Annotated in this window: 26 protein-coding genes; 9 read left to right on the forward strand and 17 right to left on the reverse strand. The window is 41.6% G+C overall.

Annotated features, from left to right (window positions below):
- Nucleotides 1–9: 9 nt before the first annotated feature.
- From BW139_RS00730 to BW139_RS00770, 9 genes are all read right to left on the reverse strand, one after another.
- A complete protein-coding gene (locus BW139_RS00730) occupies nucleotides 10–588 on the reverse strand; it encodes a YqaA family protein (RefSeq protein ID WP_008464217.1) in 579 nt (192 codons plus the stop codon).
- A 9-nt stretch (nucleotides 589–597) separates the two neighbouring features.
- Complete coding sequence (locus tag BW139_RS00735) at nucleotides 598–1,236, reverse strand: protein-L-isoaspartate(D-aspartate) O-methyltransferase (protein ID WP_008464221.1); 639 nt, start codon at nucleotides 1,234–1,236, stop codon at nucleotides 598–600.
- Nucleotides 1,226–1,990, reverse strand: a complete 765-nt coding sequence (gene surE / locus BW139_RS00740; RefSeq protein WP_076918328.1) for a 5'/3'-nucleotidase SurE — start codon at nucleotides 1,988–1,990, stop codon at nucleotides 1,226–1,228. Before surE ends, BW139_RS00735 begins: the two co-directional genes overlap by 11 nt.
- A complete protein-coding gene (gene truD, locus BW139_RS00745) occupies nucleotides 1,971–3,020 on the reverse strand; it encodes a tRNA pseudouridine(13) synthase TruD (RefSeq protein ID WP_076918329.1) in 1,050 nt (349 codons plus the stop codon). The genes surE and truD overlap by 20 nt, the downstream gene beginning before the upstream one ends.
- Nucleotides 3,017–3,499, reverse strand: coding sequence for a 2-C-methyl-D-erythritol 2,4-cyclodiphosphate synthase (ispF, locus tag BW139_RS00750; protein WP_013465671.1), 483 nt, complete (start codon nucleotides 3,497–3,499; stop codon nucleotides 3,017–3,019). The genes truD and ispF overlap by 4 nt, the downstream gene beginning before the upstream one ends.
- On the reverse strand, nucleotides 3,496–4,197 hold the full coding sequence (gene ispD, locus BW139_RS00755; RefSeq protein ID WP_076918330.1) for a 2-C-methyl-D-erythritol 4-phosphate cytidylyltransferase: 702 nt from the start codon (nucleotides 4,195–4,197) through the stop codon (nucleotides 3,496–3,498). Before ispD ends, ispF begins: the two co-directional genes overlap by 4 nt.
- Complete coding sequence (ftsB, locus tag BW139_RS00760; RefSeq protein WP_008110330.1) at nucleotides 4,187–4,474, reverse strand: cell division protein FtsB; 288 nt, start codon at nucleotides 4,472–4,474, stop codon at nucleotides 4,187–4,189. Before ftsB ends, ispD begins: the two co-directional genes overlap by 11 nt.
- A gap of 34 nt (nucleotides 4,475–4,508) precedes the next feature.
- Nucleotides 4,509–5,141 (reverse strand): hypothetical protein, encoded by a 633-nt coding sequence (locus tag BW139_RS00765; RefSeq protein ID WP_008464230.1) that lies wholly within the window; start codon nucleotides 5,139–5,141, stop codon nucleotides 4,509–4,511.
- 75 nt (nucleotides 5,142–5,216) lie between these two features.
- Nucleotides 5,217–5,696: a DUF2947 domain-containing protein gene (locus tag BW139_RS00770; protein WP_008464232.1), complete on the reverse strand. Its 480-nt coding sequence runs from the start codon at nucleotides 5,694–5,696 to the stop codon at nucleotides 5,217–5,219.
- Nucleotides 5,697–5,757: 61 nt separating this feature from the next.
- On the opposite strand from BW139_RS00770, the gene BW139_RS00775 reads away from it, so the two are divergent.
- From BW139_RS00775 to BW139_RS00785, 3 genes are read left to right on the forward strand one after another with little or no spacing between them, the layout of a single operon-like run.
- Nucleotides 5,758–5,982, forward strand: coding sequence for a DUF1653 domain-containing protein (locus BW139_RS00775; RefSeq protein ID WP_008110327.1), 225 nt, complete (start codon nucleotides 5,758–5,760; stop codon nucleotides 5,980–5,982).
- Between the two features lie 54 nt (nucleotides 5,983–6,036).
- Nucleotides 6,037–6,885: a MoxR family ATPase gene (locus BW139_RS00780; protein WP_008464234.1), complete on the forward strand. Its 849-nt coding sequence runs from the start codon at nucleotides 6,037–6,039 to the stop codon at nucleotides 6,883–6,885.
- Nucleotide 6,886: 1 nt separating this feature from the next.
- A complete protein-coding gene (locus tag BW139_RS00785; RefSeq protein WP_076918331.1) occupies nucleotides 6,887–8,074 on the forward strand; it encodes a VWA domain-containing protein in 1,188 nt (395 codons plus the stop codon).
- 262 nt (nucleotides 8,075–8,336) lie between these two features.
- Here BW139_RS00785 and BW139_RS00790 read toward each other — a convergent pair whose 3' ends face one another.
- From BW139_RS00790 to tkt, 5 genes are all read right to left on the reverse strand, one after another.
- Entirely contained in the window at nucleotides 8,337–9,029 is a 693-nt protein-coding gene (locus BW139_RS00790; protein WP_076918332.1) for a hypothetical protein, read from the reverse strand.
- A gap of 335 nt (nucleotides 9,030–9,364) precedes the next feature.
- Nucleotides 9,365–10,597 carry an NRAMP family divalent metal transporter gene (locus BW139_RS00795; protein WP_076918333.1) on the reverse strand — a complete coding sequence of 411 codons (1,233 nt, stop codon included), beginning with the start codon at nucleotides 10,595–10,597 and terminating at the stop codon, nucleotides 9,365–9,367.
- Nucleotides 10,598–10,739: 142 nt separating this feature from the next.
- Entirely contained in the window at nucleotides 10,740–11,096 is a 357-nt protein-coding gene (gene hpf, locus BW139_RS00800) for a ribosome hibernation-promoting factor, HPF/YfiA family (RefSeq protein ID WP_008110321.1), read from the reverse strand.
- A 190-nt stretch (nucleotides 11,097–11,286) separates the two neighbouring features.
- Entirely contained in the window at nucleotides 11,287–11,601 is a 315-nt protein-coding gene (locus BW139_RS00805; protein WP_076918334.1) for a pyrimidine/purine nucleoside phosphorylase, read from the reverse strand.
- A gap of 302 nt (nucleotides 11,602–11,903) precedes the next feature.
- A complete protein-coding gene (tkt, locus tag BW139_RS00810; RefSeq protein WP_076918335.1) occupies nucleotides 11,904–13,895 on the reverse strand; it encodes a transketolase in 1,992 nt (663 codons plus the stop codon).
- 265 nt (nucleotides 13,896–14,160) lie between these two features.
- On the opposite strand from tkt, the gene metK reads away from it, so the two are divergent.
- From metK to serA, 5 genes are all read left to right on the forward strand, one after another.
- A complete protein-coding gene (metK, locus tag BW139_RS00815; protein WP_008110316.1) occupies nucleotides 14,161–15,312 on the forward strand; it encodes a methionine adenosyltransferase in 1,152 nt (383 codons plus the stop codon).
- A 139-nt stretch (nucleotides 15,313–15,451) separates the two neighbouring features.
- The gene (locus tag BW139_RS00820) at nucleotides 15,452–15,997 is read left to right on the forward strand and encodes a hypothetical protein (protein ID WP_076918336.1); all 546 of its coding nucleotides are present in this window, start codon (nucleotides 15,452–15,454) and stop codon (nucleotides 15,995–15,997) included.
- 18 nt (nucleotides 15,998–16,015) lie between these two features.
- The gene (locus tag BW139_RS00825) at nucleotides 16,016–16,612 is read left to right on the forward strand and encodes a 5-formyltetrahydrofolate cyclo-ligase (RefSeq protein WP_076918337.1); all 597 of its coding nucleotides are present in this window, start codon (nucleotides 16,016–16,018) and stop codon (nucleotides 16,610–16,612) included.
- A gap of 51 nt (nucleotides 16,613–16,663) precedes the next feature.
- Nucleotides 16,664–17,317 carry a ribose-5-phosphate isomerase RpiA gene (rpiA, locus tag BW139_RS00830; protein WP_076918338.1) on the forward strand — a complete coding sequence of 218 codons (654 nt, stop codon included), beginning with the start codon at nucleotides 16,664–16,666 and terminating at the stop codon, nucleotides 17,315–17,317.
- Between the two features lie 9 nt (nucleotides 17,318–17,326).
- Nucleotides 17,327–18,556 carry a phosphoglycerate dehydrogenase gene (gene serA, locus BW139_RS00835; RefSeq protein WP_076918339.1) on the forward strand — a complete coding sequence of 410 codons (1,230 nt, stop codon included), beginning with the start codon at nucleotides 17,327–17,329 and terminating at the stop codon, nucleotides 18,554–18,556.
- 154 nt (nucleotides 18,557–18,710) lie between these two features.
- Here serA and BW139_RS00840 read toward each other — a convergent pair whose 3' ends face one another.
- Together BW139_RS00840 and radA are read right to left on the reverse strand one after the other, a co-directional pair.
- On the reverse strand, nucleotides 18,711–19,643 hold the full coding sequence (locus BW139_RS00840; protein ID WP_076918340.1) for a hypothetical protein: 933 nt from the start codon (nucleotides 19,641–19,643) through the stop codon (nucleotides 18,711–18,713).
- Between the two features lie 85 nt (nucleotides 19,644–19,728).
- Nucleotides 19,729–21,114, reverse strand: coding sequence for a DNA repair protein RadA (radA, locus tag BW139_RS00845; protein WP_008110304.1), 1,386 nt, complete (start codon nucleotides 21,112–21,114; stop codon nucleotides 19,729–19,731).
- A 354-nt stretch (nucleotides 21,115–21,468) separates the two neighbouring features.
- On the opposite strand from radA, the gene BW139_RS00850 reads away from it, so the two are divergent.
- On the forward strand, nucleotides 21,469–23,943 hold the full coding sequence (locus tag BW139_RS00850; RefSeq protein WP_076918341.1) for a PilZ domain-containing protein: 2,475 nt from the start codon (nucleotides 21,469–21,471) through the stop codon (nucleotides 23,941–23,943).
- On the opposite strand, the gene serB is transcribed toward BW139_RS00850, so the two are convergent.
- Nucleotides 23,940–24,965: a phosphoserine phosphatase SerB gene (gene serB / locus BW139_RS00855; protein WP_008110300.1), complete on the reverse strand. Its 1,026-nt coding sequence runs from the start codon at nucleotides 24,963–24,965 to the stop codon at nucleotides 23,940–23,942. The genes BW139_RS00850 and serB overlap by 4 nt on opposite strands.
- Nucleotides 24,966–25,017 lie beyond the last annotated feature (52 nt).

Below are 25,017 nucleotides of genomic sequence, written 5' to 3' on the forward strand. Positions count from 1 at the left end.
TTATGGCTATTATCGCAACAATAGGTACGCAACAGCGATTAAAGCAACCACTGCCCAGCCAAGTACTTCAATATATTGACGTAATTTTTGTTCCATTTTAACTCCGCCCCATTTCATTAAAGCAGAAACTAAAAAGAAACGCGCGCCACGGCCAACAGCAGAAGCAATAATAAAAGGTAAAAACGCCATTTGTAATACACCAGCGCCAATGGTGAACACTTTATAAGGAATAGGCGAAAATCCCGCTATAAATACCACCCAAACACCATAATCTTTGAACCATGCAAGCGCCGTATTAAATTTATCTTGCCATTGCATTTGCGCAATAAAGGGCTCTACAACCGGTTCAAACAACCAAAATCCAAGTAAGTAACCCAGCACGCCGCCGAGCACAGACGCAACCGTGGCAAAGCTTGCAAATCGCCATGCCTTACTCGGTTGCGCTAGCGACATCGGCGCCAACATTACATCGGGTGGGACCGGAAAAAATACCGATTCGGCAAAGCTCATTCCTGCTAAATAACGTTCTGCATGGCGGTGTTTAGCCCACACTAGCGCCATATCGTATAACTTGGTAAACAACTTCAAAATGAATTCCTATTCAATATCACCAGGGACTAAAGGTACAAATCTAACTGGCGCAATTACATGCTCTGTAAAGCTATCGCCTTGGCGAATAACCATGGTTAATTTTTGTTCCGCCTCACCAATAGGGGCGAGTAATACGCCTCCATCGGCAAGTTGTGCGAGTAACTCGGGGGGAATGGTGGTTGCCGCAGCGGTCACGATAATGCCATCAAATGGCGCTTGTGACTGCCAGCCTTGCCAACCATCGCCATGTTTCATGGCGACATTGTACAAATCAAGCTGGTGTAATCGGCGTTTAGCTTGCCATTGCAAAGCTTTAATACGCTCTACCGAATATACTTTATCAAAGGTTTTAGCCAAAACCGCCGTTTGATAGCCAGACCCTGTGCCTATTTCTAACACCTTATGTTGTACACCTGCCAATCGCATTAGCTCGGTCATGCGGGCAACAATATAAGGCTGAGAAATAGTTTGCCCTTGCCCTATAGGTAGCGCGGTATTTTGATACGCTTTATGCTTGAGTACATCATCAATAAAAATATGCCGAGGAATTTGCGCTATTGCTTTTAAAACCTCTTTATCTTCTACGCCCTCTCGCTGTAAAAGGTCTGAAAGCGCTTGTGCACTGCGGGTATAATTAGCCAGCACGGTTAATCTCCAACTCGGCTAACCATTCTCCCACGGCCTTAATACTGTCTTTGGCGGTCATATCAACGCTTAACGGGGTCACTGATGCATAACCATTATTAACCGCATAAAAGTCAGTACCTTCGCCGGCGTCGCTTTCAAGCCCTAGTGAGCCATACCAAAAAATATCGCGCCCCCATGGATCGGTTTGCTTGGTCATGGTTTCTGCTTTGTGACGAGCCCCTAAACGAGTTACCTGAACGCCTTTGAGCTCAGAGAGCGGAATATCGGGAACATTAATATTAATGATCTGATCTTTGGGCAACGGATGCGAGGCTAGTCCTTTAATAATGTTTACAGTAACGGCTGCCGCTGTTTCAAAATGCTCACCATGATGAGAGCACAAAGATACCGCAATTGCTGGTAAGCCCAGATGACGACCTTCCGTCGCCGCAGCAACCGTACCAGAATAAAGCGTATCATCGCCTAAATTACCGCCATGATTAATACCGGCAACAACCAAATCGGGTTTTTCATCCACTAATTGATTAACACCTAAATGCACACAATCAGTGGGCGTGCCGTTTACTGACATGAAGCCGTTTTCAAGGGTCGTAGCACGCAGCGGGTTCATTAACGTCAATGAGTTACTTGCACCACTGCAATTTCTATCTGGCGCAACCAGCGTTACCTCAGCGATTTGTGTTAATGCTTGATATAAAACAGCAATACCTTTGGCATTAACACCATCATCATTACTTAATAGAATCTTCATCTGCGTTATCCTTTTCTTTTCGCTCGCGTGGGCTGGCGTCAGTATAATCAACCAGTTCGCGCAGTAAAGCCGTTGCAAAACAGCCTTTGGGTAAGCCAAAGCTGAGTTTTAATGTGCGTTCATCAAGTGTTTCTATGCTTAGCTCTTGGGGGATTAAACGCAGCATTCTGCGCTCGTTTTTAAGCCCTAAATCCCCTAAGCCATCACACCATGCTAGATACGGTGCCAACCATGTTTTTTCTTGTTCGGTTAAGCCTTTTTCACTTTTGCCCACCATGGGCGCCGACATCATAATGTCGCCAGAGGCAAGCCGTGCAATATTTTCATCACTTATCGCATCTTCAAAAAATGCATTACTGCCACTGAGCATAAATACTTCGCGGTGCATGGTTTTAGCAAGGCCATGCTCAGCCACGCGTAAACTAACAATTTGATTAAACACATGTGAGCGTGCTGCAGAAATAATAATGCCACGTAGCTTTTTATCGCGAATACGCTCACCAGCAAACATTTTTTCGGCCATCACTAAGTTGTGTCCATCACGACCAAAGCGCTGCTCACCAAAATAGTTAGGCACACCTGCGCGTACTGCATTTATACGGCACAAAATATCAAGCGGCTCGGTTACATTACGCAAGGTAATAGTAAATCTATTTCCTTTATGGCAACCGGTGCGTAATTTTCGCTCATGGCGCTGCTGCGATACCACAAACACGCTTTCGCTGTTCAGCTCAGTAAAATCAATATGCTTTTTAATCGGTACTTTTACGCTAAACCACTGCGAGCATACTCCATGGCGGTCTTTCATACCGGCATAGCTTACATCGCGCGGCGATACACCCGCTTTTTGTGCAATCAGCTTGGCAACATATTGGGTGTTTTCACCCTTTTTAACCACTTGCAAACACACGTGTTCACCACTGCCGGTAAACTCTATACCGAGATCCTCATCAACCATAAAGTCTTCTGCGGTGGTTTTAAAGTCGGCTTTGGAAAGCGGCGCGCCATATAAATAATTTAATTCGCTCATGCGTTTTGTTTACTCATAATGACCACGGCATGGCTTGAAATGCCTTCTTTACGCCCCTCAAAACCGAGTTTTTCGGTAGTGGTAGCTTTTACATTTACCTGTGAAAGCTCGGCATTTAAATCACTGGCAAGATTGGTTCGCATTGCTTGAATGTGCGGCAGCATTTTTGGTGCTTGTGCCACAATGGTGACATCCGCATTGCCCAATACATAGCCCTGTTGCTTGGCTAAGTTCACTACATGGCGAAGTAAAATACGGCTATCAATATTTTCATATTCACTGGCCGTATCCGGAAAATGCTTACCAATATCGCCCAGCGCTAATGATCCTAAAATAGCGTCACATAAGGCATGAATAGCTACATCACCATCTGAGTGTGCTAAAAAGCCTTGCGGGTAATCAATTTTTTCGCCGCAGATAGTTAAAGGCCCTTGGCCTCCAAATTTATGTACGTCAAAACCATGGCCTATTCGTATCATGTTGCACTCTCATTATTTTGTTTTTGCAGTAAAAAGCCTGCTAAATCTAAATCTTCTGGGGTGGTGATTTTAATATTATCACTACGCCCTGCTACCAGCTTTACCGGCTTATTTGCCCACTCCATTGCACTGGCTTCATCAGTAATGGTTGCACCGCTGTTAAGCGCACTTTGCAATGCCGTTTTAAGCTCGTCGTATTTAAACAGTTGCGGGGTAAGCGCTTGCCATAAATCATCACGAGGCACAGTTTGCTGCGCATGGCTTTGCCCTCGTTTTATAGTGTCTTTTACTTTGCTGGCTAAAATGCCGCCTTCATCAGCCTGCATGCACTGTGCGATTAAGCGCTCTATATCAGCAATATCGACTAAAGGTCTTGCAGCGTCATGCACCAAAACCCAAGCAGGTGGGTTGGCAGCTAAAAACAATAAACTGTTTAACACTGAATCTGCGCGCTCTTTACCGCCAATAGCACGCACAATGCGAGGATCAGCTAGTGTAAGGTCGTCAAAGTAGGGGTCGGTTTCGCTCAGAGCCACCACTATAGAGTTTAACTGCGGTAACTGCGATAACTTAGCGAGCGTATGCTCTAGAATGGTTTTCCCTGCTAAGGAAATATATTGCTTTGGTGTTGTGTGTTGCATTCGACTGCCAACACCTGCGGCAGGAACAATAGCAGCAATAGTTTGTTTATTTGTCATGGTGTTGAGCCGGTAAAACACGAATAAAGGTTTCGTCCGGTTTAATCATTCCTAATTCGTTGCGGGCACGCTCTTCAATGCCTTCGTGGCCGAGCTTTAAATCTTCTATATCCGCTTTTAATACTTTATTACGCTTTATTAGTTTTTCGTTAGTTTGTTGATGCGATGCCACCGCATTTTTTAAACGGGTGTAGTCTTGCACCCCGTTATGACCAAACCAAAGGCGATACTGGATAAAAAGTGCTAAGCACAACAAGCCAAATTGAAAAAATCGCATTAAACACTCCTTATTTTAATTTTTAATTATCTACTTATGCTAGCGGCCGCTTAACATTGCGCCAATTAATATTGGCAGCTAGTAACATTTCCCGTAGTGACAAAACCCGTGGCGTGCTACGCTTTGAAAACTGCCACTGGTGGCCACAACACGCCGCTGCAAGGCTCGTTTTACTAGGTTTAAGCAATTGCGCACTTTGTTGCTCAAGTCCTTGGCCTAAAAAATCAAACCAGCCAAGTTCATTACAATGCAGTTGCGTATCAGCTACTTGATCAATGCTATCTATTCTAACCCGAATTTGACCGTGACTTTGTAATAATACCGGAATTATTAGCCCTACTTTGGCATGCGCTTGATAAAAAAGTTCATTCGCTGCAGGATTAGCCTCTGGCGGTGTAGGTTTTTGTTTTTCAAGCCAGCCTCCATTTTGCGCATCAAGCGTAAAAGGCAATGGTGCATTCGCTACACGTGTTGCGGCACGTTCAATATAATAAGGCAGGCTTTTTAATTGCCTGCGTAAACGGTCACCATTAGGTTCAGCCACTAAGCGCTGAACTTCACGCTGATAAAAAGCATTGCATAATTGTGCGTAAAGCACTTTTTGTGCATCAGTTTGCCACATTTCAACTTGCTGGCTTGTGTTAAACTGCTTATTTTTAGCAACCAATCGCTGTACTCAAAAAAACATTTTAATACTGTTTTATAACACAGTAACGCACAGTTTTTAAGCACTTGTAGTAATTTAAGCGCTTGGCTTTTCACCTAATTTTGCAATACCTGATTCTAAAAATTGCACCATAGTGCTGCGCTTTTTACCTATTAATAAGCTGCCATCAGCCAAAAACATAAAGTTTTGCCAGTTACGTTTAAACACATCAAATGTCGTTTCAATAATATTGTCGCGTGCCATGCAAAAATACACTGTGGTATTAGCCTGCCAATCTAAGTGGTTCAAAATAGCATCTGGAAATTGGGGTTCTTCGCTTTCCCAAGCATCTTCCCAATTAATTTCTTGGCTAAAGTTTTGCTCTTGCGCGCACCAATCGGTTTTATCAAAAAAGTCTGGATGATCATGTTCGCGACTCACCATGGTTGTCCACAGTACGGCGGCACGCTCGCTGGTCATAGGTTTAATATTGGCTGCATCAATATCTGAAACCGGAATATCTTTATGGCGAAATACCCAGGCTTTTTTGTAATCATCAAGAGAAATATAATTCATAGTATTGCTGTATTCTTTGGCATAATAAAAAGCGAAGGCAAATTATACAAGATAACAGACTATGACTACAGCACTAAAACTGGGTTTATATCAACACTACAAAGGCCCACAATATAAAGTTATGCATGTGGCGACCCACAGCGAAACCAACGAGCAGTTGGTTATTTACCAAGCCTTATACGGTGAGTACGGCATATGGGCACGCCCACTAAGTATGTTTACTGAAACCGTAGAAAAAGACGGTAAAACTATCGCCCGTTTTGCCTACCTTGGTGAAGCCGATTAACTATGGCATTATAACGCATAATAATTACTGCTCAGACCAGATAAAGGATAACCCGTGCAATTTAATTCTACTGATAATTACATCGCAAGCTCAGCATTAAAACAGGCAGTAAACGCCGCTATTATGCTGCAAAAACCGCTTTTAATTAAAGGCGAGCCTGGCACAGGTAAAACCATGCTGGCCGAAGAGTTAGCGAAAAGTTTAGATACTGAGCTTATTCAGTGGCATATAAAATCAACCACTAAAGCGCAGCAAGGTTTGTACGAGTACGATGCGGTATCGCGTTTGCGCGACAGCCAGCTAGGTGATGAGCGCGTTCACAATATTAGCAACTACATAGTTAAAGGTAAGCTGTGGCAAGCCTTCATGTACGCTGAATTAAACGGCAAACGCCCAGTACTGCTTATTGACGAAATAGACAAAGCCGATATTGAGTTTCCAAACGATTTACTACTCGAACTCGATAAAATGGAATTTCATGTATACGAAACCGGTGAGCGCATTGTGGCCAAAGAGCGCCCTATTGTGATCATCACATCAAACAATGAAAAAGAGCTGCCTGATGCGTTTTTACGCCGCTGCTTTTTCCATTATATTGATTTTCCAAATAGCGACGAAATGCAGCAAATTATTGATGTGCACTACCCGCATGTTAAACAAGATTTAGTTCGCCAAGCGCTAGAAGTATTTTTTAACTTACGTGAAGCCAACGGCCTTAAAAAGAAGCCATCTACCAGCGAATTACTGGATTGGTTAAAACTATTAATGGCTGAAGATATAGACGCAAAAACCCTGCACGACAAAGCGCAAAAAGGCGGTTTAATGCCGATGTTTGGTGCGCTGCTTAAAAACGAGCAAGACATAAGCCTAATCGAAAAACTTGCGTTTATGAGCCGTCGCTAACATGTTGGTACAGTTTTTCTTCAAATTACGAGAATACCGCTTACCAGTGAGCCTAAGAGAGCTACTCGATTTAATTAACGCTTTAAAACAAGGCGTTATATTTGCTGATGTAGACGCGTTTTATCATTTAGCGCGCACTATTATGGTAAAAGACGAAACCCATTTTGACCGGTTCGATAAAGCCTTTAGCGATTACTTTAGCGGTATTGCCGACTTAGACCTACTCGAGAGCTTAAAACAGCAACACAACTTACCTGAAGATTGGTTGCGTAAAGAGTTTGAAAAGCACCTAAGCGATGAAGAAAAAGCCCAACTAAAAGCCATGGGCGGGCTAGACGAGCTAATGAAAACCCTAAAAGAGCGTTTAGAAGAACAGCAAAAACGCCACGCAGGCGGCAATAAATGGGTCGGCACTGGCGGTACCTCGCCTTTTGGTGCGTATGGTTATAACCCTGAGGGTGTGCGTATTGGTCAAGACGGCAACCGCAATCGCCAAGCTGTAAAAGTGTGGGATAAGCGTGAATACCGTAATCTCGATTCTGACCGCGAAATTGGTTCACGTACCATAAAGCTGGCACTTAAAAAACTACGCAAATTTGCTCGTACTGGCGCAAGCGACACCCTTGATTTAAACGAGACTATTCGCGCGACCGCCAAGCAAGGCGGCATGCTCGATGTCAAAATGGCCCCCGAGCGCCACAACGCGGTAAAAGTATTGATGCTGTTTGATATTGGCGGTTCAATGGATGACTACATTCATACCTGTGAAGAGTTATTTAGCGCCGCCCACAGCGAATTTAAACACTTAGAATTTTACTACTTTCATAACTGCTTATACGAGCACGTGTGGCAAGATAACCAACGCCGCCACTCAAACGTTATTGACACCATGACGCTGATCAACAAGTTCACCAGTGACTACAAAGTTATATTTGTTGGTGATGCCACTATGGGCCCGTATGAAATTGCCTATCCTGGCGGCTCAGTAGAGCATTGGAATGAAGAACCCGGCAGTGCGTGGTTGAACCGAATCACAAATCACTTTGATAAAGTCGCGTGGCTCAACCCACAACCGGTTGAGCATTGGCCGTACTATCAATCAATTGACTTTATAAAGCAGCTAATGAACAACCGCATGTACCCGCTGAGTTTAGATGGGATAAGTAGCGCGATAAAAGAGCTGAGTTAATATTGCTATTAATGCCAGCTCAAAGCCCTAACAGGTAAATGTTAAACCTAATATGGGAGTGACTTTTTTACGTTGCTTGAGGTGGCTTGGGTTGAGCGCAGCGAAACCTAACGAAAAAAGGCTGCATCAATCAACCTAGGCGTTTTGCATTATCGATTGGCTGGAAAGTGCCAATTGCAGAAAGTGGTAACGCTTGCAGTATGTGCACTCATGGAATGGAGCCGAAGGCGCAATGTAGTGGGCGCCGCCGTGCCTGCACTTGTTAGGCATTTTGTAGCTCCAAAGCCAGATCAGCAGCAAATTTAGATAAATTCTTGTGGCATGACTCTAAGAAGGGAACCACTTCAATTTGTTTGCCATGAAACTGTATTTTATTATTTTCTGTTATTAATGTATTACCTGCAACAGGCTTTATTTTTGTGGTTCCATTAGAATTTATGAATACGTCATCTTGAAGCACACCATTAACCCGATTACCCGTCATCGTAATTTTCGACCCTTCACCAAACTCTACTAACGCCATACCACCTTGATGAATGGTTCTGCTTTTTCTATTCTCGGTTTTACTTAAGTTGTTATGCTTTGCATCATTTGTTAAAACACATAAATCTACCAACCAAGAATCACCACTTTTAAATGGCTGCATGTCAAGCACTAAAGAATGAATTGATGGCATATGCTCCGATAGATTAGGAAGGTTACGCTTTACGCTTTGCTTGAAATTGTTTTCCCTTTGCCCATATGGAAAATACACCTTTTCTGGAATTTTATTTTTAGATAATGTTTTCAGCTTAATATGCATATCTTGGGCTGAATAGTCGAGTATGCTTCGCAAGTTCTCTAACGTATTTTTCAGCGACACTTTATTTATGGTGCCATTTTTAGATTGCTCTGAAATAGTAGATATTTCATTTTGAGTATGCTCAAGTAATTCCTGTATATCTCGATTATGCATCTGCAATCCCTATTTTTGCCTAACAATTTAATAGTGCGCTCATCGTGTATATTTCTGCCCACTTAACGCTCATTTTTCTACTTTGCATAGTCTTAACAAATTATCTGAGGTATTACTATTACTCTTGCTAAGTTTTCTAAAATTTCAGGTAAATTTAAATGAACCAATATGTGTTCAGGCCTCATTTTCATGAATATGTGTGCAAAGCGCAGTTTCACCAATCAATTAACGACGATATTTAGCCAATCTCAATGACCGGTTATCGCTCACTGCTGACTATCTAAGGTGTTTCACCTCGAACCTCGAACCTCGAACCTCGAACCTCGAGTATAAAATCACACCATCTTCCAAACCACAAACGCCATAGCAAAACCAACCAAGTACACCAAGCCTAACCAGGTTAAGCCACGCAAAAGTAGACTGTGTTTAATCGCAGGCTCTGAGCGAACTAGGCTGAAGTTAAGCCATGCAAAAACCGGTGTGGTTACAAACGCAAGCGTCATGGCAAAGGTAAGCATGGGCCCAAGAGCTGATTTAAAAAATAAGATCACCGCCATACCGGCCAATGCTTGTAATATAAGCCACGTATTTAAGCTGTGTTTTGATTGCTTAAAACCAAGAAGTTTATGCGATTCGTTAAGTGTGCGGGCGTAACCGTCAAGCACGGTGAGTGTGGTGCCAAACATACACAAAAACGCGATGGCAGATACCAAAGGCCTTGCCCACTCGCCAATAGTAAGTGCATACATATCAATCAGCTGTTTAGCAAAGGCTACACCGCCAAGCTCTATATTACTGCTTTGCCCATATTGCACTAACGCACCTAAACTAAAAAATACCAGCGCAAGCCCGGCGGTTAACCAATAACCTACATTAAAGTCGAATAAGCCTTGGCTTTTAGTCACACTTTGCTGAGCTTGTTTTTCTTTAAGCCACAACGAGCTCAGAGCCGAAATTTCAATAGGCGCTGGCATCCAGCCCATTAAGGCAACCATAAAGCCTAACATGGCAAGTTCATATGGTGAGGGGCCAACATAGTTTACAGGAGCTACAGGGCCGTTATTTATAGCAATAACTAATGCGGTTATGGTTGCTATAGTAAGTAGCCCCATAATAGCTTTTGCAACGTTATCGAGCGCTTTAAAGTGCCCTAGTAATAATATAATTAAACACGCAGCCAATATTAACCAGCACAATAAGGTAACAGGAATACTAATAGGTAATGCGTAGTGTAATAAGCTCGCAGTAAGCAACAATACGCCCGCGGTATTTACCACTGCGGCAATAATATTGAGGGCAATAAAACTGTAAAAATAGCCAGGCCCTTGGTTTTTATACCCTTCGACTAAACTATTTTTAGTAGCGAGTGTGTACTCCATACCAAAACGAAAAAACGGGTACTTTAAAACGTTAACCACCACAATAAGCCAAAATAGCTGCCAGCCAAATAATGCGCCAGCTTGGGTCGATGCAACTAAGTGTGAGCCACCAATGGCAGCGGTGGCCATTAAAATACCCGGGCCGAGCGCCCCTAACCGAGACTTCCATGTGCTTTGTGTGTACTGCATTAACTTCTCAAATTTGGTGTGTTATGTGCTTTTATTATTAATTTTTATCATTAATAAACTGTGTGAGTGCATAACTTACCTAATTTACAGGCAATAAAAAAGAGCCCTTAGGCTCTTTTTAAAAATAACACATTGTTAGTTATTAATTTAAATCCATCTCTTGGATGATTTCGTGTGCTATTTCAGGTGTGGTACTTACAGGCTTTTCATGTAAGTTCGCTTTTATTTGCCCTTTACGATGCTTTAGTGCAGCATCGAGTTTTTTAGCTGCGCTAGAAATGGCTGGGTACATAACCTCGTTTTCCCCTTTAACTGATATTCGCGCACCTTCATAATTTGTACTAATTTCTGCTTGGAACTTGTGATGCTCTTTTGAAAGAATAATGTCGAGCGCTATCAATGATGGAAAATGACTCTCAATTTTAGAAAACTTTTCGTTAATGTGTTCTTTAATAGAATCAGTAACGTCAACATGGTGACCAGAAAGATTAATTTTCATAGGGTATCCTTTTTTATGTTACCTCACAGTTAGTATTGGGGGCTAAACGAATTAACACAAGAGAAAATAGCTAAATTTAGCAATTATTTATTACCCCACCTGATTTAGATCATTCATTTAGCATTAAGTATGCAAAAAGCCGCGTGATAGCGGCCTTTCAGAAGTGCTGATAATTTAATCAACTATATATTTATTCGGTGTATGAACAACAGTAATCTGCAAAGTCAGCGACTTTTACTTGGAATTTAACATTAGCATCTACGTTAAATGATTCACCTGCCGACATTGTTTGCCATTCAATCTCACCTGGCAGTAACACTTCCCATTGGCCGCCATTTAATTCCATCAATTCTTTTTTACTGGTTGCGAATTCAAACTCACCGGGTTGCATAAAACCTAATGTTTTTGTACTGCCATCACCAAATACCACGGTACGACTCGATACTTTACCGTCAAAATATACGTTGGCCTGTTTAACGACACTTACATTATCAAACTGAGACATCCTCACTCCTGTTTATTTAAGTTTATAATTTTAATTATGCTCACAGTGCCTGATACGAGAAAGGCTTGCAAGTTAAGTGCTTTGAAAATTACTCATTTAGAAGCCAAAAGATTAAAAATGAACGACTTTATAGAGAGATATGCCGAGCAACGGGCTGCGAGTTTCGAACAGAATTTTTAGTAATTTATGCATAAAGAGGGCGATGAGACGCTGCGCTTTAGAGGAAGTAATAAAAGTACAACTCATAAAAAAGCCCGCTCTATTTTACACAGGGCGGGCTTTTAAAACACTAAAGTAATTAATTAAAACAATGCGTTTGCTTTGTTAACTACATTTTCTACCGTAAAGCCGAAGAACTCAAACAGCTCGTTAGCTGGTGCCGACTCACCAAAGGTGGTCATACCGACTACGGCGCCATTTAAACCTACGTACTTGTACCAGTAATCAGCAATACCCGCTTCAATCGCTACGCGACGTGAAACGCTTGCTGGTAATACGCTTTCTTTGTACTCAGACGATTGATCTTCAAACGCATCAGTACACGGCATAGATACAACACGTACCTTTTTACCCTGCGCACGTAGCTCTTTCGCAGAGTCTTGCGCTAGTTGTACTTCAGAGCCGGTAGCAATAAGAATAAGCTCTGGGTTGCCGTCACAACTTAGGATGTAACCACCCTTTTTAACGTCGCTTAATTGCTGTGCATCACGTGCTTGTTGCTCTAAGCCTTGGCGAGTAAAGATTAATGATGTAGGACCGTCTTTACGTTCAATAGCTTGTTGCCATGCAATTGCCGACTCAACTTGGTCACATGGGCGCCAGTTGTAAAGGTTAGGCGTTAAACGCATGCTGGCAATTTGCTCTACTGGTTGGTGAGTAGGACCATCTTCACCTAAACCAATTGAATCGTGCGTGTATACAAAAATGCTTGGTTGCTTCATTAATGCAGCCATACGAACCGCGTTGCGTGCGTATTCCATAAACATTAAGAACGTTGCACCGTAAGGGATAAAGCCTTTATGAAGTGCAATACCATTCATAATTGCCGACATACCAAACTCACGCACACCGTAGTAAACGTAGTTACCACTTGCATCGTCTGCCGTTAAGCCTTTAGAGCCATCCCAAATTGTTAAGTTTGAACCCGCTAAATCGGCAGAGCCACCCATAAACTCAGGTAGTAACGGGCCAAACGCGTTTAATGCATTTTGCGACGCTTTACGTGATGCAGGGTTTGCAGGGTTTGCTTGTAGCTCTTCAATGTACGCTTGTGATTTTTCAGCCCAGTCAGCTGGTAATTCTGAATGTGTACGGCGTTTGTATTCTGCTGCAAGCTCTGGGTATGCTTTTTCGTATGCGGCAAATTTTTCGTCCCAGCTTGCTTCAAGCTGTTGGCCTTTTTCTTTGTTATCCCACTGTGCATAAATGTCAGCAGGGATTTCAAATGCATCACCCGTCCAACCTAGGAACTCGCGAGATGCTTTAATTTCGTCATCACCTAGTGGTGCACCATGACAATCGTGGCTACCTGATTTATTAGGTGAGCCATAACCAATCACTGTTTTACAACAAATTAGCGTTGGTTTGTCGGTCACGCTTTTTGCTTCGCTAATTGCAGCACTTACAGCATCGCTATCGTGGCCATCAACGTCGCTAATTACATGCCAGCCGTATGCTTTAAAACGTGCTGGTGTGTCATCGCTAAACCAGCCTTCAACTTCACCGTCGATTGAAATGCCGTTGTCATCCCAAAATGCCACTAACTTGCCTAGGCCTAATGTGCCAGCAAGTGAACAGGCTTCATGAGAAATACCTTCCATTAAACAACCATCACCCATAAATGCGTAAGTGTGGTGATCAACAATGTCATGGCCTTCACGGTTAAATTGAGCGGCTAATGCTTTTTCAGCAATTGCCATACCTACGGCATTTGTGATCCCTTGACCTAATGGACCCGTAGTGGTCTCGATTCCTGGCGCATATCCATATTCTGGGTGGCCTGGCGTTTTAGAGTGCATTTGGCGGAAGTTTTTAATTTCGTCCAGTGGTAAATCATAACCACTTAAATGCAATAGAGAATAAATTAGCATTGAACCGTGACCATTTGAGAGTATAAATCGATCTCGGTCAGCCCACTCTGGATTTGTTGGGTTATGTTTTAGATAATCGCGCCATAATACTTCTGCGATATCAGCCATGCCCATAGGGGCTCCAGGGTGACCAGATTTGGCCTTTTGTACTGCGTCCATTGACAAGACGCGAATAGCATTTGCAAGTTCTTTGCGAGATGGCATGAATTCTCCTACCTTTATATGTATTTGCGCGGGTATTTATATACCTCCATTCTTACTTATTGTAGGGGCTGTGTGCAATTAAAAACCCATAAAAATAGGACATTATGAATATTTTTTAAGAACCATTTACTATTAGATATTTTATTTAGACGTCTAGGCGTAAAAAAACTATGCAAGTTCGCTTGTTTTAGATAAAATACGCGCCTTAATTTTTTAGCGCTAATACCGACGTTTGTGAAGCGCAATATTTGTGAGCATAATTACAATGGCAAAACATTTATTTACTTCTGAATCTGTTTCTGAAGGTCATCCGGATAAAATCGCCGATCAAATTTCTGATGCGGTACTTGATGCTATCCTAGAGCAAGACTCTCATGCCCGTGTAGCGTGTGAAACTTACGTTAAAACCGGTATGGTTATGGTTGGTGGTGAAATCACGACTAGCGCATGGGTTGATATCGAAGAAATTACACGTAAAACAGTACGTGAAATTGGTTACACACACTCAGATATGGGCTTTGATGCCGATTCATGTGCAATTTTAAACACTATTGGTAAACAGTCTCCAGACATTAACCAAGGTGTTGATCGTACAAGCCCTGAAGAGCAAGGCGCTGGCGACCAAGGCTTAATGTTTGGTTACGCATGTAACGAAACTGAAGTATTAATGCCTGCTCCAATTACTTATTCTCACCGTTTAGTGCAGCGTCAAGCTGAAGTTCGTAAAAGCGGCGAGCTTAACTGGTTACGTCCAGATGCAAAATCACAAGTTACATTTGCATACGAAAATGGCAAGCCAGTAGGTATTGATGCCGTTGTACTTTCTACTCAGCACAGCGAAGATGTATCGCAAAATGACTTAGTAGAAGCGGTAATGGAAACAATTATTAAGCCAGTACTTCCTGCTGAGCTTATTACTAGCGCAACTAAATTTTTCATTAACCCAACGGGTCGTTTTGTTATTGGTGGCCCAATGGGTGACTGTGGTTTAACTGGTCGTAAAATCATTGTAGATACATACGGTGGCATGGCTCGTCACGGTGGTGGTGCTTTCTCTGGTAAAGATCCATCAAAAGTTGACCGCTCAGCGGCTTATGCTGCACGTTACGTTGCTAAAAACATTGTTGCTGCAGGCCTTGCTGATAAGTGTGAACTTCAAGTGTCTTACGCTATTGGTGTTGCAGAGCCTACTTCTATCAGTGTTGAAACATTTGGCACAGGTAAATTAGAAGAAGCGCGTTTAATTGAACTTATTCGTGAACACTTTGACTTACGCCCTTACGGTCTAATTCAAATGCTTGACCTTGAGCGCCCTATTTATCTTCCAACAGCTGCTTACGGCCACTTTGGTCGTGACGAATTCCCATGGGAACGCACAGATAAAGCAGACGCACTTCGCGCAGCAGCTGGTCTATAAGCCACTTAGCTAATATTTAAACGGCCCTTTTTAGGGCCGTTTTGCTATGTGTACTAAGTTAGTCATAAAACAGTCTCGAACTGTTTAACATTTTAGGTATATACTCTGCTTATACAATAAAGCGTGTTAGGGATAAAAAATGGCCGACAATTTTCGTGTTATATTTGTAGGACTTGCAGAAGGCGCAGACAGCCAAGCAGTGACCAATGCACTGACAGAAAAACTAAAAACCTCACCTGAAAAGGTGGCGGCATTTTTTAATGGCAAGCCGCTGTTTGCTCCTAGCAACAAAGAGAAAGCCCTCAAGCAAGCTAAGTTACTTTCAACGCTGGGGATTAAAAGTAAACTTCAGCAAACTGCGGCTACACAAACGGCGTCTCAAACAGCTTACGACAGCCAACGAGATCAGCGCTTATTTGACGCCCTAGATTACATTACCAGTAGCCTAATTCGCCTTGAAGAAAAACTAGAAGATATTGAGCAACGCCTCCCTGAAGTTGAATTATCATTACCTGATGAAAATAATGAAGTATGGGAAGATGACGATTTAATGCTTGATGAGCCTCTCTCTACTGAGCCCAAAAAACGCGGCAACCTTGTTTTATATTCGCTGATTTCTACAGCCGTAATATTGCTTATTGTACTTGCTATGTACTTATTATTTCCTAATTTATTCTCTTTTTAATTACGGTTAAGTTATTTAATGAGTAATAATCGCGCACAAATAAGACACGATATTCGTAAAGCACGTAATAACCTATCAAAAAACCAGCAAGAATTAGCCGCCGAATCGCTTAAAGTGAATTTTATTCAACACTTAAAAAGCATAAATTCGGCCAAAAAAAGCCATATCGCGCTTTATTTAAGTAATGATGGCGAATTAGATACCTCATTGTTAATTAATGAATTATTGAACACTGGCCAGGCTGTTTACTTGCCAGTAATTCATCCATTTAATGGGGCTAATTTACTATTTCAACGCTATGAAAAAAACTCACCCATGAGAGCAAATCGCTATGGTATCTTGGAGCCTAAGCTGAACTGCTCTCAAATATGCCCCTTACCTGAGCTTGATTACGTTTTAATGCCATTAGTAGCATTTGATAAATTTGGTAATCGCCTTGGAATGGGAGGTGGGTTTTACGATAGAACATTGGCACGTTTATACGAACAACACTGGCAACAACCGCAACTTATTGGCCTCGCACATGCGTGCCAACAAGTCGATGAGTTACCGATTGAATCGTGGGATGTACCACTAAAAACGATCATAACACCCAATAAAACCTACTGTTGGTAACAACTAATCTTGTAAACTAACAGCTATTTTGACACCAATGAGCAGACAACAATGACACAAGATGAATTAAAAAAAGCAGCTGCGTGGGCTGCACTCGAGTTTGTAAAAGAAAACACCATAGTAGGTGTAGGTACAGGCTCAACCGTTAATCACTTTATTGATGCCCTATGCACAGTTAAAGACACCATCGTTGGTGCAGTATCAAGTTCAGAAGCATCTACAGCGCGCTTAAAAGAGCTTGGCATAGAAGTGTTTGAGCTTAACGATGTAGCAGCACTTGATGTATACGTTGATGGCGCAGATGAAATTAACGCCTCAAATGAAATGATCAAAGGCGGCGGTGCGGCGCTTACCCGCGAAAAAATAGTGGCAGCAGTAGCAAAACAGTTTGTATGCATTGTTGATGATACAAAACTAGTCGATACCTTAGGAGACTTCCCACTGCCAGTTGAAGTTATTCCGATGGCGCGCAGCTATGTTGCCCGCGAATTATTAAAACTTGGCGGTGACCCTGTGTATCGCCACGGTGTTGTAACCGATAACGGCAACGTTATTTTAGACGTACATAATTTAAAAATTACCCATGCTAAACAGCTTGAAACACAAATAAATCAAATTGTTGGCGTAGTCACCAACGGCCTATTTGCAGAGCGCGGTGCTGATAAAGTAATTATCGGCACTAAAAATGGGCCACAAATTAAATAGGATATGGTTATGAGTAAGGTATCGTTAGCAAAAGACAAAATTAAAATTCTCTTGCTTGAAGGTGTTCACCAAAGCGCTGTTGAAACGCTAAAACGTAACGGTTATAGCAATATCGACTACGTTAAAACATCGTTGCCAGAGGACGAACTTATAGAGCGCATTAAAGATGTGCACTTTGTAGGGCTTCGTTCTCGTACTCATATTAACGAATCTGTATTAAACGCAGCTGAAAAGCTAGTTGCTGTAGGTTGTTTTTGTATTGGCACAAACCAAGTAGATTTAAACGCAGCGCGTGAGCGAGGTATTGCGGTATTTAATGCACCGTTTTCAAATACTCGCTCTGTGGCTGAGCTTGTACTTGGTGAAATATTGCTGTTATTACGTGGTATTCCTCAGCGTAATGCCGTTGCCCACCGCGGCGGTTGGTTAAAAACAGCCAACGGCTCGTTTGAAGCGCGCGGTAAAACCTTAGGTATTATTGGTTACGGCCACATTGGTACTCAGTTGGGCATTATGGCTGAAAATATTGGTATGAACGTGGAGTATTACGACATTGAAGACAAACTATCTTTAGGTAATGCTACACAAGTACATAACTTAACGCAGCTGTTGCAACGTGCTGATATTATTAGCTTACATGTTCCAGAAACTCCGCAAACTAAAAACCTAATTGGTACAGCAGAGCTTGCCGTGATGAAGCAAGGCGCTATTTTAATTAACGCTTCACGTGGTACTGTGGTTGATATAGACGCCCTAGCAGAAGCGCTAACAGAGAAGAAGCTTAGCGGTGCAGCCATTGATGTATTCCCAGTTGAACCTAAATCGAATGATGAAGAGTTTATCTCGCCACTGCGTGAATTCGACAACGTTATTTTAACGCCGCACATTGGGGGCTCAACTCAAGAAGCACAGGAAAACATTGGTATTGAAGTAGCAGGTAAGCTTGCTAAGTACTCAGATAATGGCTCAACCATTACTGCCGTTAACTTCCCTGAAGTATCACTGCCAGAACTTGCCAACCGCAGCCGCTTGTTACACGTGCATCACAACCGCCCTGGCGTGCTAACGCAAATTAACCAAGCGTTTGCTCAGCATGGTATTAATATTGCCGCGCAGTACTTACAAACGGATGAAGCGATTGGTTACGTGGTTATTGATGTAGACACCGATCACTCAGAAGTCGCACTTAAGGAGCTCAGTGCGGTAGAAGGTACAATTAGAGCGCGTATTCTTCACTAAATAATCAGCTATCAGCTATCAGCTATCAGCTATCAGCTATCAGCTATCAGCTATCAGCTATCAGCTATCAGCTATCAGCTAAAATAATAAAAGCCGTACTTGAATAATCAAGTACGGCTTTTTACATTAAACTGGAAGCTGGCAACTTATTCTATTATTTGCCTTTTACTTCTAAATTTATAAATTTAACCAGCTCTTCGGGTTGCCCTGCTAACATCATTAGCTGCTGATTTACTTCCATCATGGTTTTACCTTCAGGCAGTTTAGCTGAGACACTAAGCGAATTTAGACCTTTAGCAAAGTCAGTTAATGCTTGCGCTATTTCTTCGGTTACCGGCGCTTGCTGTAACTGTTGAGCTAGCATCATTTGCATCTGCTCTAGTGTCATACCTTGTTTGGCTAATTCACTTTCTAGCAAAGTACTTAACTCGCCTTGGTTATCGAGCATTACACTCATAGTGCGTGGCTCTAACTTGCTCATTGCTTGCATAATAAGTGTTTGCTGTTGCAACTCTTGCTCATAAGTAAGCGGTGTATCACCTGCTGTTTGCTGAGCTTTGCTTATTTCTAGTGAAGCATCCATAAGCGCTTTAGAATTAGCCAGCCCCATATTCATATCAATGCTGGCAATATCGTTGGCGTGCAGTTTAACAACTATATCGCTGTTACCTGATTGCTCATCGTAATCTAATGATGAGTGTAAATCATAGCTGGCCGAGGCAAGTTGTGCATTAGTATCTGCAGGAAGTGTATCGACAAAGCTTTTATCAAATTGGAAGTTCTTTAGTGTAAAAGCGGTATGTGGCGATATTTTATCGGTTTCGTAACCAGTCACTTCAACATGCTCAACCGTGGCAATATTTTTACCCTCAGGGCTGGTCACTTCTATGTTACTAATGGCAACACTGTTTGAGATAACACTGGCCGATAGATCTGCGTAGTTAAAGCTAGCACCTGTTTGTTCGCTCACCAATGCTAGCTGCTTATCAACCTCAGCACGTACCTCTTGTGTTGCTACATAGTTTGCATAGCTTACGCCACCCACACCTGCAGCAATAATCGCGGCTGCAATCACTAATTTTTTCATGTTATTTCCTTATTCAACTCTTTATATAAGTGGCTTTTGCAAGACTAACATTGAGAACATGCATCGTTAAGCACTTTTTTGTGTGTTAATTTATTAAGCTAAGTAGTTCGTGCACGGTTTTAACTGGCGTTATTTTAGCGCCCAGTCCTTCCATGGATTTATGGTAATTACGAAATGGAATAAATATTTCAGTAAACCCATGCTGCGCCGCTTCTTTAACACGGGGCACACCACTGTCGATTGGGCGCACATCACCGTTTAAACTCAACTCACCCATAATACAGGTGGTTCGTGGAACAACGAATTCATTCAAACTACTTAAAAGTGCAGTAACCAGCGCTAAGTCAATGCAGGTTTCTGACTCATCAATTTTTAAACCACCGACAATATTAAAAAATGTATCGTGGAATATTTTGGTTTTAGTGTGCTTACGTAAAATACCGGTGAGCATTTTAATTCGGTTCATATTTAAACCAACACACACTCGCTGTGGAAACTCAGCTTCTGTTTCAGTGGTTAAACACTGTATTTCGAGTAGTAAATTACGATTTCCTTTACGGATACAGGTAATTGTCGACCCCGGTGATTCAGTGGTTGAACCCGATAAGAAAATTTCACTGGGGTTATCCACACTGAGCATACCGCGTTCACACATTTTAAAAATGCCGACGGTGTCTATATCACCAAAGCGATTTTTATTAGCACGCAGAGTACGCACTTGACCATCGTTGGTATCAATATGTAACAGTGCATCAACTATGTGTACTAAGGTTTGCGGGCCAGCTATTTCATTATTCTTATTTACGTGAGCAATAATAAACATAGTCACGTCGTTTTGCTTACAATATTGAGTCAATGCCTGAGCTGCACTTTTTACCTGAGAAGGTGAACCTGGGCTGCCATTAGCGGTATCGGTGACAACGGCTTGAATAGAGTCGATAACGGCAAACTTAATTTTGTTTTTATCCAGCTCTTCAATAATGGTTTCAACACTGGTTTCTGACAGTAAATAGAGTTCATCTTCGTTGTAATTAAGCTTTAAACGATTAACCCTGTTTTTAAACTGGGATAATGACTCCTCTGCGGTACAGTAAAGTGATGGCATACGCTGAGACATTCTTGCTACTAAATCTGATAGTAGCGTTGTTTTACCCGCTCCAGGATCACCAGAAATAATATTAACTGAGCCGGTGGTTACACCGCCACTTAACACACGGTCAAGTTCACCAATTTCGGTAAGCTGTTTTTCAGCCTCTGCGGTAGCTACATCATTAATTTTTTTAGAGCCACCACCAATGCCACCAGCATAGCCACCTACACTGGCACGAGCAGCTACCTTTTTGTTTTGCCCTGCAGAAGGTTTGAACTCTGCTAAAGTGTTCCATGCACCACAGCGACACTGGCCTTGCCAACGTTGATAGTTCATGCCACATTCTGTACAAACAAACTCTACTTTTGCCGCTTTAGCCATTTAAAACCTTACCTACTATTCTTTATTTTGAAATACACAGTGTTAAGCGCTTATTTTGCCATTGCAGGCTTTGTCTTAGCAACAACGTCTTGTGGAACAGCGCATTTAGTCTCACACTGATACTATATTAATGTAGTTTCACTTAGTCCACTTTAAGGCATGTTTCTTGCTTTAAAAAACTAATTAACCCTTGCCAATTAATTGGCTATTAGAAAATAACAATAAACACAAAGTAAAGTTATGCATAGTATCGGGCCGCATTTGGCGGTTTTGCGAGATTCGATTTATTAAATATTCTAATAAATAATTGCAACAGTATACCTACTTTTTAAATTAGACGGTGATGATTTATAAATGGCTGAAGACGTATTGCTTAAGCATGAAGCGCTTGTAAATGAATTAAAACAGTATTTGGGAAATGCTAAGTTTGATCTCATTTTCAAGTCAAAAACTGCAGAGTTAACTAAACCCGAGCAGTTTTTAATAAAAATGGAAATGTCTCGTTTATCTCAGCCGATAGACCGCTTTATTGATCTACGTGGTTTAGTCAACGGCCAAGTAAAGCCTTATGAATACAAAAACAAGCAACACTTTATGGATGACACCGCAATTGAAGTATTCGAAGCGGCAATAAAGCAACATAAAGGCTACACCCTGGCAGTTTACGAAGCGGTAATGAATACCGACAATAATTATCGGGTATTACAACAGCAATCAACCACAGCAAAAAAAGTAGAACCGCAACGCAAGCTAACTACCAATGTTATTAAGTTTGCAGCCTATGAAAGTCGTAGTGAAGAGCGAATGAATTACTCAATAAAAATTACCATTGAGTATGACAGGCAAGCAAAAATTGACGCTAGCACCTCTGATATTTCTCTCAGTGGCTGTAAAATTAAGTTGGCGTCGCGATATAGCTTAAAAAAAGGTCAGCCTATTACTATGCACTTAGTAGGCTTAGAGCAAGACTTTCAGTTAGGCCTTAAAAGTGGTGTTAAATATGAAGTTGTGGCGATAGAAAACACCTCAGATGAATTTAATCATATCCGCTTAAAACGTACATTTGAAGAAAATAACAGCGCGTTTGATCGGTTTTTAGAAAGCTTTATTCATGGTAATAAACGCCGTTATAAAGTGAACTTAGATAACACCCTTGATGCGGTTATTTCTAAGGGGTATGAACAATATTACATCCCTAGGGTTAATTCTCTATATGTTTTTATTAGCCAGAAAAACGGCGTTTATTATCCGAGCCTGAGCTTAACCACCGAAAACAGTTTATTTATTCAGCGTTACTTTACTGACGAAGGCAAAAAATCTTGCCTATACAGTGTGTTAAACCATAAACGCATTCGTACCTTGGCACTAAAACCAGTGGCTGTAAAAGAAGAGTACTTATATACCTTTACTCATGTCTCTGCAGGAAAAATTTATTACTACTCAGCAACTCGTTCCGAGCTTGAGCAACACGCACAATTAAAAGCGTTATTTTTTGGTTTTGGTAGCCGCAGAGACAGTTGGCGCTGCTTTAAATTACAACTAATGCCAAGTCACACTGAGGATGCTTATATTCCTTTATCTTTACCTAACTCGTTGGGTAAAAATATTGAAAAACTAAACAAGCCGCCTTCACCGCGTGTTGAGGGCGCTATAAAAGACGTAAAATATTTAATGCTGCTTACCCAAGTAGGTAATAAACATGAACAACAGCATTATCAACATTACGAGTTTAATAAGGCCTTAGCTAACAAGCTGAAGTTTTTTGGCCACAGTAAGCATGAATCTCCTCCTGAGCTAAATACTGTGCCTCTAGAATATGTAAATCTTCGCTCTAATAAGCGCTATTTATACAAAACTAATGTGGTAATTAATACCCGTGATGCGGTACTACATGGGCATACCCGTGATTTTTCAATATTTGGCTTACAGCTAGAGTGCAATCAAGAAGTGAACTTTAAAAAAGGCGATATTGTTTCGTTATCATTTCCCGATTTGCAAAAAATTACCAAAAGTTATTCCCTCAGCCACATTCAGTATGAAGTAATGGCAGTAAGCAAATCGCTGACTACTATTAATTTGAAAGCGCATGTAGATAAAGGCTCACCTCATACTGGGGTCGATTTTTTTACCCTTTTAATTAATAGCAATAAACAAAAATTAAAAGTAGCTGAAGAGTCACCTAAAGTACCCGGGCTTTCTACGGCACTCAGAAATATGGTGACCAAAACGCTGTGTCAGTTCCCAATTTATCTACATAAATCAATGGCGCATTTTGAAATTGGCGCCATGGGATTTGGTTTATATCCAAGCCCACTGCATGTTATTTTACAAAATTTTGCCTTGTTGAATGCTAAAACAGACTTATCGAATATTATTACTAAAGCACACATAATTGATGTGATCACACCTAATATTAAAGATCGCACCCGTCAAGATCCGCCGCTAGAGTTTAGTTTGGTAATTAACTTCGATCCTAAAAAAGAAAATATAGCCGATGCCATTACCAGCCAGTGTGTTTTAGGTACTGACTGTAGCGAGTTTAAGCAGCAAATAAGTAAAGGGCTGAAGTCTGAGCTGGTTTTTATAATGCGTTTATATATTTCACGTACTGGTCGACTCGATACTGATTACTTAGCAAACGAGCTAAAATACGTAAGCCAATACGCTATTCACAAGGCCAAAGACTTAGAGGATGCCTTGTGGTCGGTATCAGGTGTTGGCGACATTATTGATGTAAGTAATGAAGCGCTTGAGCATTTATCGCTCAACCAACAACAGGTTGAGCAAATGTCTAGGCGCAAACTAATTTGGTTAAACCGTTTACGTTAAACCTGTGATGGGTTTAGCGGAACCGCCAGCATATATAACAGTTGTAATAACGAGCCTTGGCATATAGCAGCTTGGGCTTGTTCAACTACTTTAGGTTTACCATGCACAGCAACGCCTAAGCCAGCATGAGCCATCATTTTTAAATCGTTTGCGCCATCACCAATGGCAACAGTTTGACTTTTTTCAAGCCCCAGTTTTTGTTGTAAGGCATTTAAAACAACCGCTTTTTGCTCAGCATCAACAATCCCACCTAACACCTTACCTGTTAGTTTATCGTCTTTAAATTCAAGCACATTGGCATGCACTTCATCTAAATTAATCAGCTCCTGCACTCGCTCAGCAAACGGCACAAAACCGCCCGATGCAATCGCTAAATACCAATCGTGGTGTTTTAAAATTTGGCATAACGCTTTAATTCCCGGCATTAAAGGCAGTGTACTTTTAAGCTCATCAATTAAACTCTTTTCAATGCCTTCAAGCTTAGCAACACGTTGGTATAAGCTTTCACTAAAATCAAGCTTGCCTGCCATTGCCTGCGCGGTCACGCTGGCAACCTCGTCGTATACATTAGCCAAACGTGCAATTTCATCAATACACTCAATAGTAATGGCTGTTGAATCCATATCCATTACCAATAATCCCGGTTTTTGTAAGTCAGGAGGGGTGGTAACTTGCACTAACTGGCATGCCAAGGTATTTGCAAAAGTTTGAAGTTCGAGAGGATTTATTGCGCGCTCTGCATTTTCTATGTAGAAGCACAATGCCGGAGATAACCCTAAATCTGGCTGATATTGACAAATTGCTGTTACATTTTGCTGGTGAGCCGCAAAAAATTCAATAATGCTATTAATATGCTGCGTATTAAAGTCACCGCCAAATGCAATACCAAATAGCCCTTGGTTTCTGTTCGGTGTTGTATTTAGTGGTGTAAAAACACCTTGTTGGTAGCTAAACCACTTATTAAGAATAAGTGATGATGATAATAGCTCAGCGCTTTGCTGTGCCATGTTCGCGTTCGACATGGGATCTCCGTTTATATTTCCTGACATTTAGCTCATTGATAATAAGGATATG

Source organism: Pseudoalteromonas sp. SK18 (assembly GCF_001974855.1).
GTDB lineage: Bacteria > Pseudomonadota > Gammaproteobacteria > Enterobacterales > Alteromonadaceae > Pseudoalteromonas.

Coding starts and splice junctions, on each gene's coding strand:
- surE (WP_076918328.1), bottom strand. CDS start 1,990: ATGAAGATTCTATTAAGTAATGATGATGGTGTTAATGCCAAAGGTATT.
- truD (WP_076918329.1), bottom strand. CDS start 3,020: ATGAGCGAATTAAATTATTTATATGGCGCGCCGCTTTCCAAAGCCGAC.
- ispF (WP_013465671.1), bottom strand. CDS start 3,499: ATGATACGAATAGGCCATGGTTTTGACGTACATAAATTTGGAGGCCAA.
- ispD (WP_076918330.1), bottom strand. CDS start 4,197: ATGACAAATAAACAAACTATTGCTGCTATTGTTCCTGCCGCAGGTGTT.
- ftsB (WP_008110330.1), bottom strand. CDS start 4,474: ATGCGATTTTTTCAATTTGGCTTGTTGTGCTTAGCACTTTTTATCCAG.
- BW139_RS00770 (WP_008464232.1), bottom strand. CDS start 5,696: ATGAATTATATTTCTCTTGATGATTACAAAAAAGCCTGGGTATTTCGC.
- BW139_RS00775 (WP_008110327.1), top strand. CDS start 5,758: ATGACTACAGCACTAAAACTGGGTTTATATCAACACTACAAAGGCCCA.
- BW139_RS00785 (WP_076918331.1), top strand. CDS start 6,887: ATGTTGGTACAGTTTTTCTTCAAATTACGAGAATACCGCTTACCAGTG.
- BW139_RS00790 (WP_076918332.1), bottom strand. CDS start 9,029: ATGCATAATCGAGATATACAGGAATTACTTGAGCATACTCAAAATGAA.
- BW139_RS00795 (WP_076918333.1), bottom strand. CDS start 10,597: ATGCAGTACACACAAAGCACATGGAAGTCTCGGTTAGGGGCGCTCGGC.
- hpf (WP_008110321.1), bottom strand. CDS start 11,096: ATGAAAATTAATCTTTCTGGTCACCATGTTGACGTTACTGATTCTATT.
- BW139_RS00805 (WP_076918334.1), bottom strand. CDS start 11,601: ATGTCTCAGTTTGATAATGTAAGTGTCGTTAAACAGGCCAACGTATAT.
- tkt (WP_076918335.1), bottom strand. CDS start 13,895: ATGCCATCTCGCAAAGAACTTGCAAATGCTATTCGCGTCTTGTCAATG.
- metK (WP_008110316.1), top strand. CDS start 14,161: ATGGCAAAACATTTATTTACTTCTGAATCTGTTTCTGAAGGTCATCCG.
- BW139_RS00820 (WP_076918336.1), top strand. CDS start 15,452: ATGGCCGACAATTTTCGTGTTATATTTGTAGGACTTGCAGAAGGCGCA.
- BW139_RS00825 (WP_076918337.1), top strand. CDS start 16,016: ATGAGTAATAATCGCGCACAAATAAGACACGATATTCGTAAAGCACGT.
- rpiA (WP_076918338.1), top strand. CDS start 16,664: ATGACACAAGATGAATTAAAAAAAGCAGCTGCGTGGGCTGCACTCGAG.
- serA (WP_076918339.1), top strand. CDS start 17,327: ATGAGTAAGGTATCGTTAGCAAAAGACAAAATTAAAATTCTCTTGCTT.
- BW139_RS00840 (WP_076918340.1), bottom strand. CDS start 19,643: ATGAAAAAATTAGTGATTGCAGCCGCGATTATTGCTGCAGGTGTGGGT.
- radA (WP_008110304.1), bottom strand. CDS start 21,114: ATGGCTAAAGCGGCAAAAGTAGAGTTTGTTTGTACAGAATGTGGCATG.
- BW139_RS00850 (WP_076918341.1), top strand. CDS start 21,469: ATGGCTGAAGACGTATTGCTTAAGCATGAAGCGCTTGTAAATGAATTA.
- serB (WP_008110300.1), bottom strand. CDS start 24,965: ATGTCGAACGCGAACATGGCACAGCAAAGCGCTGAGCTATTATCATCA.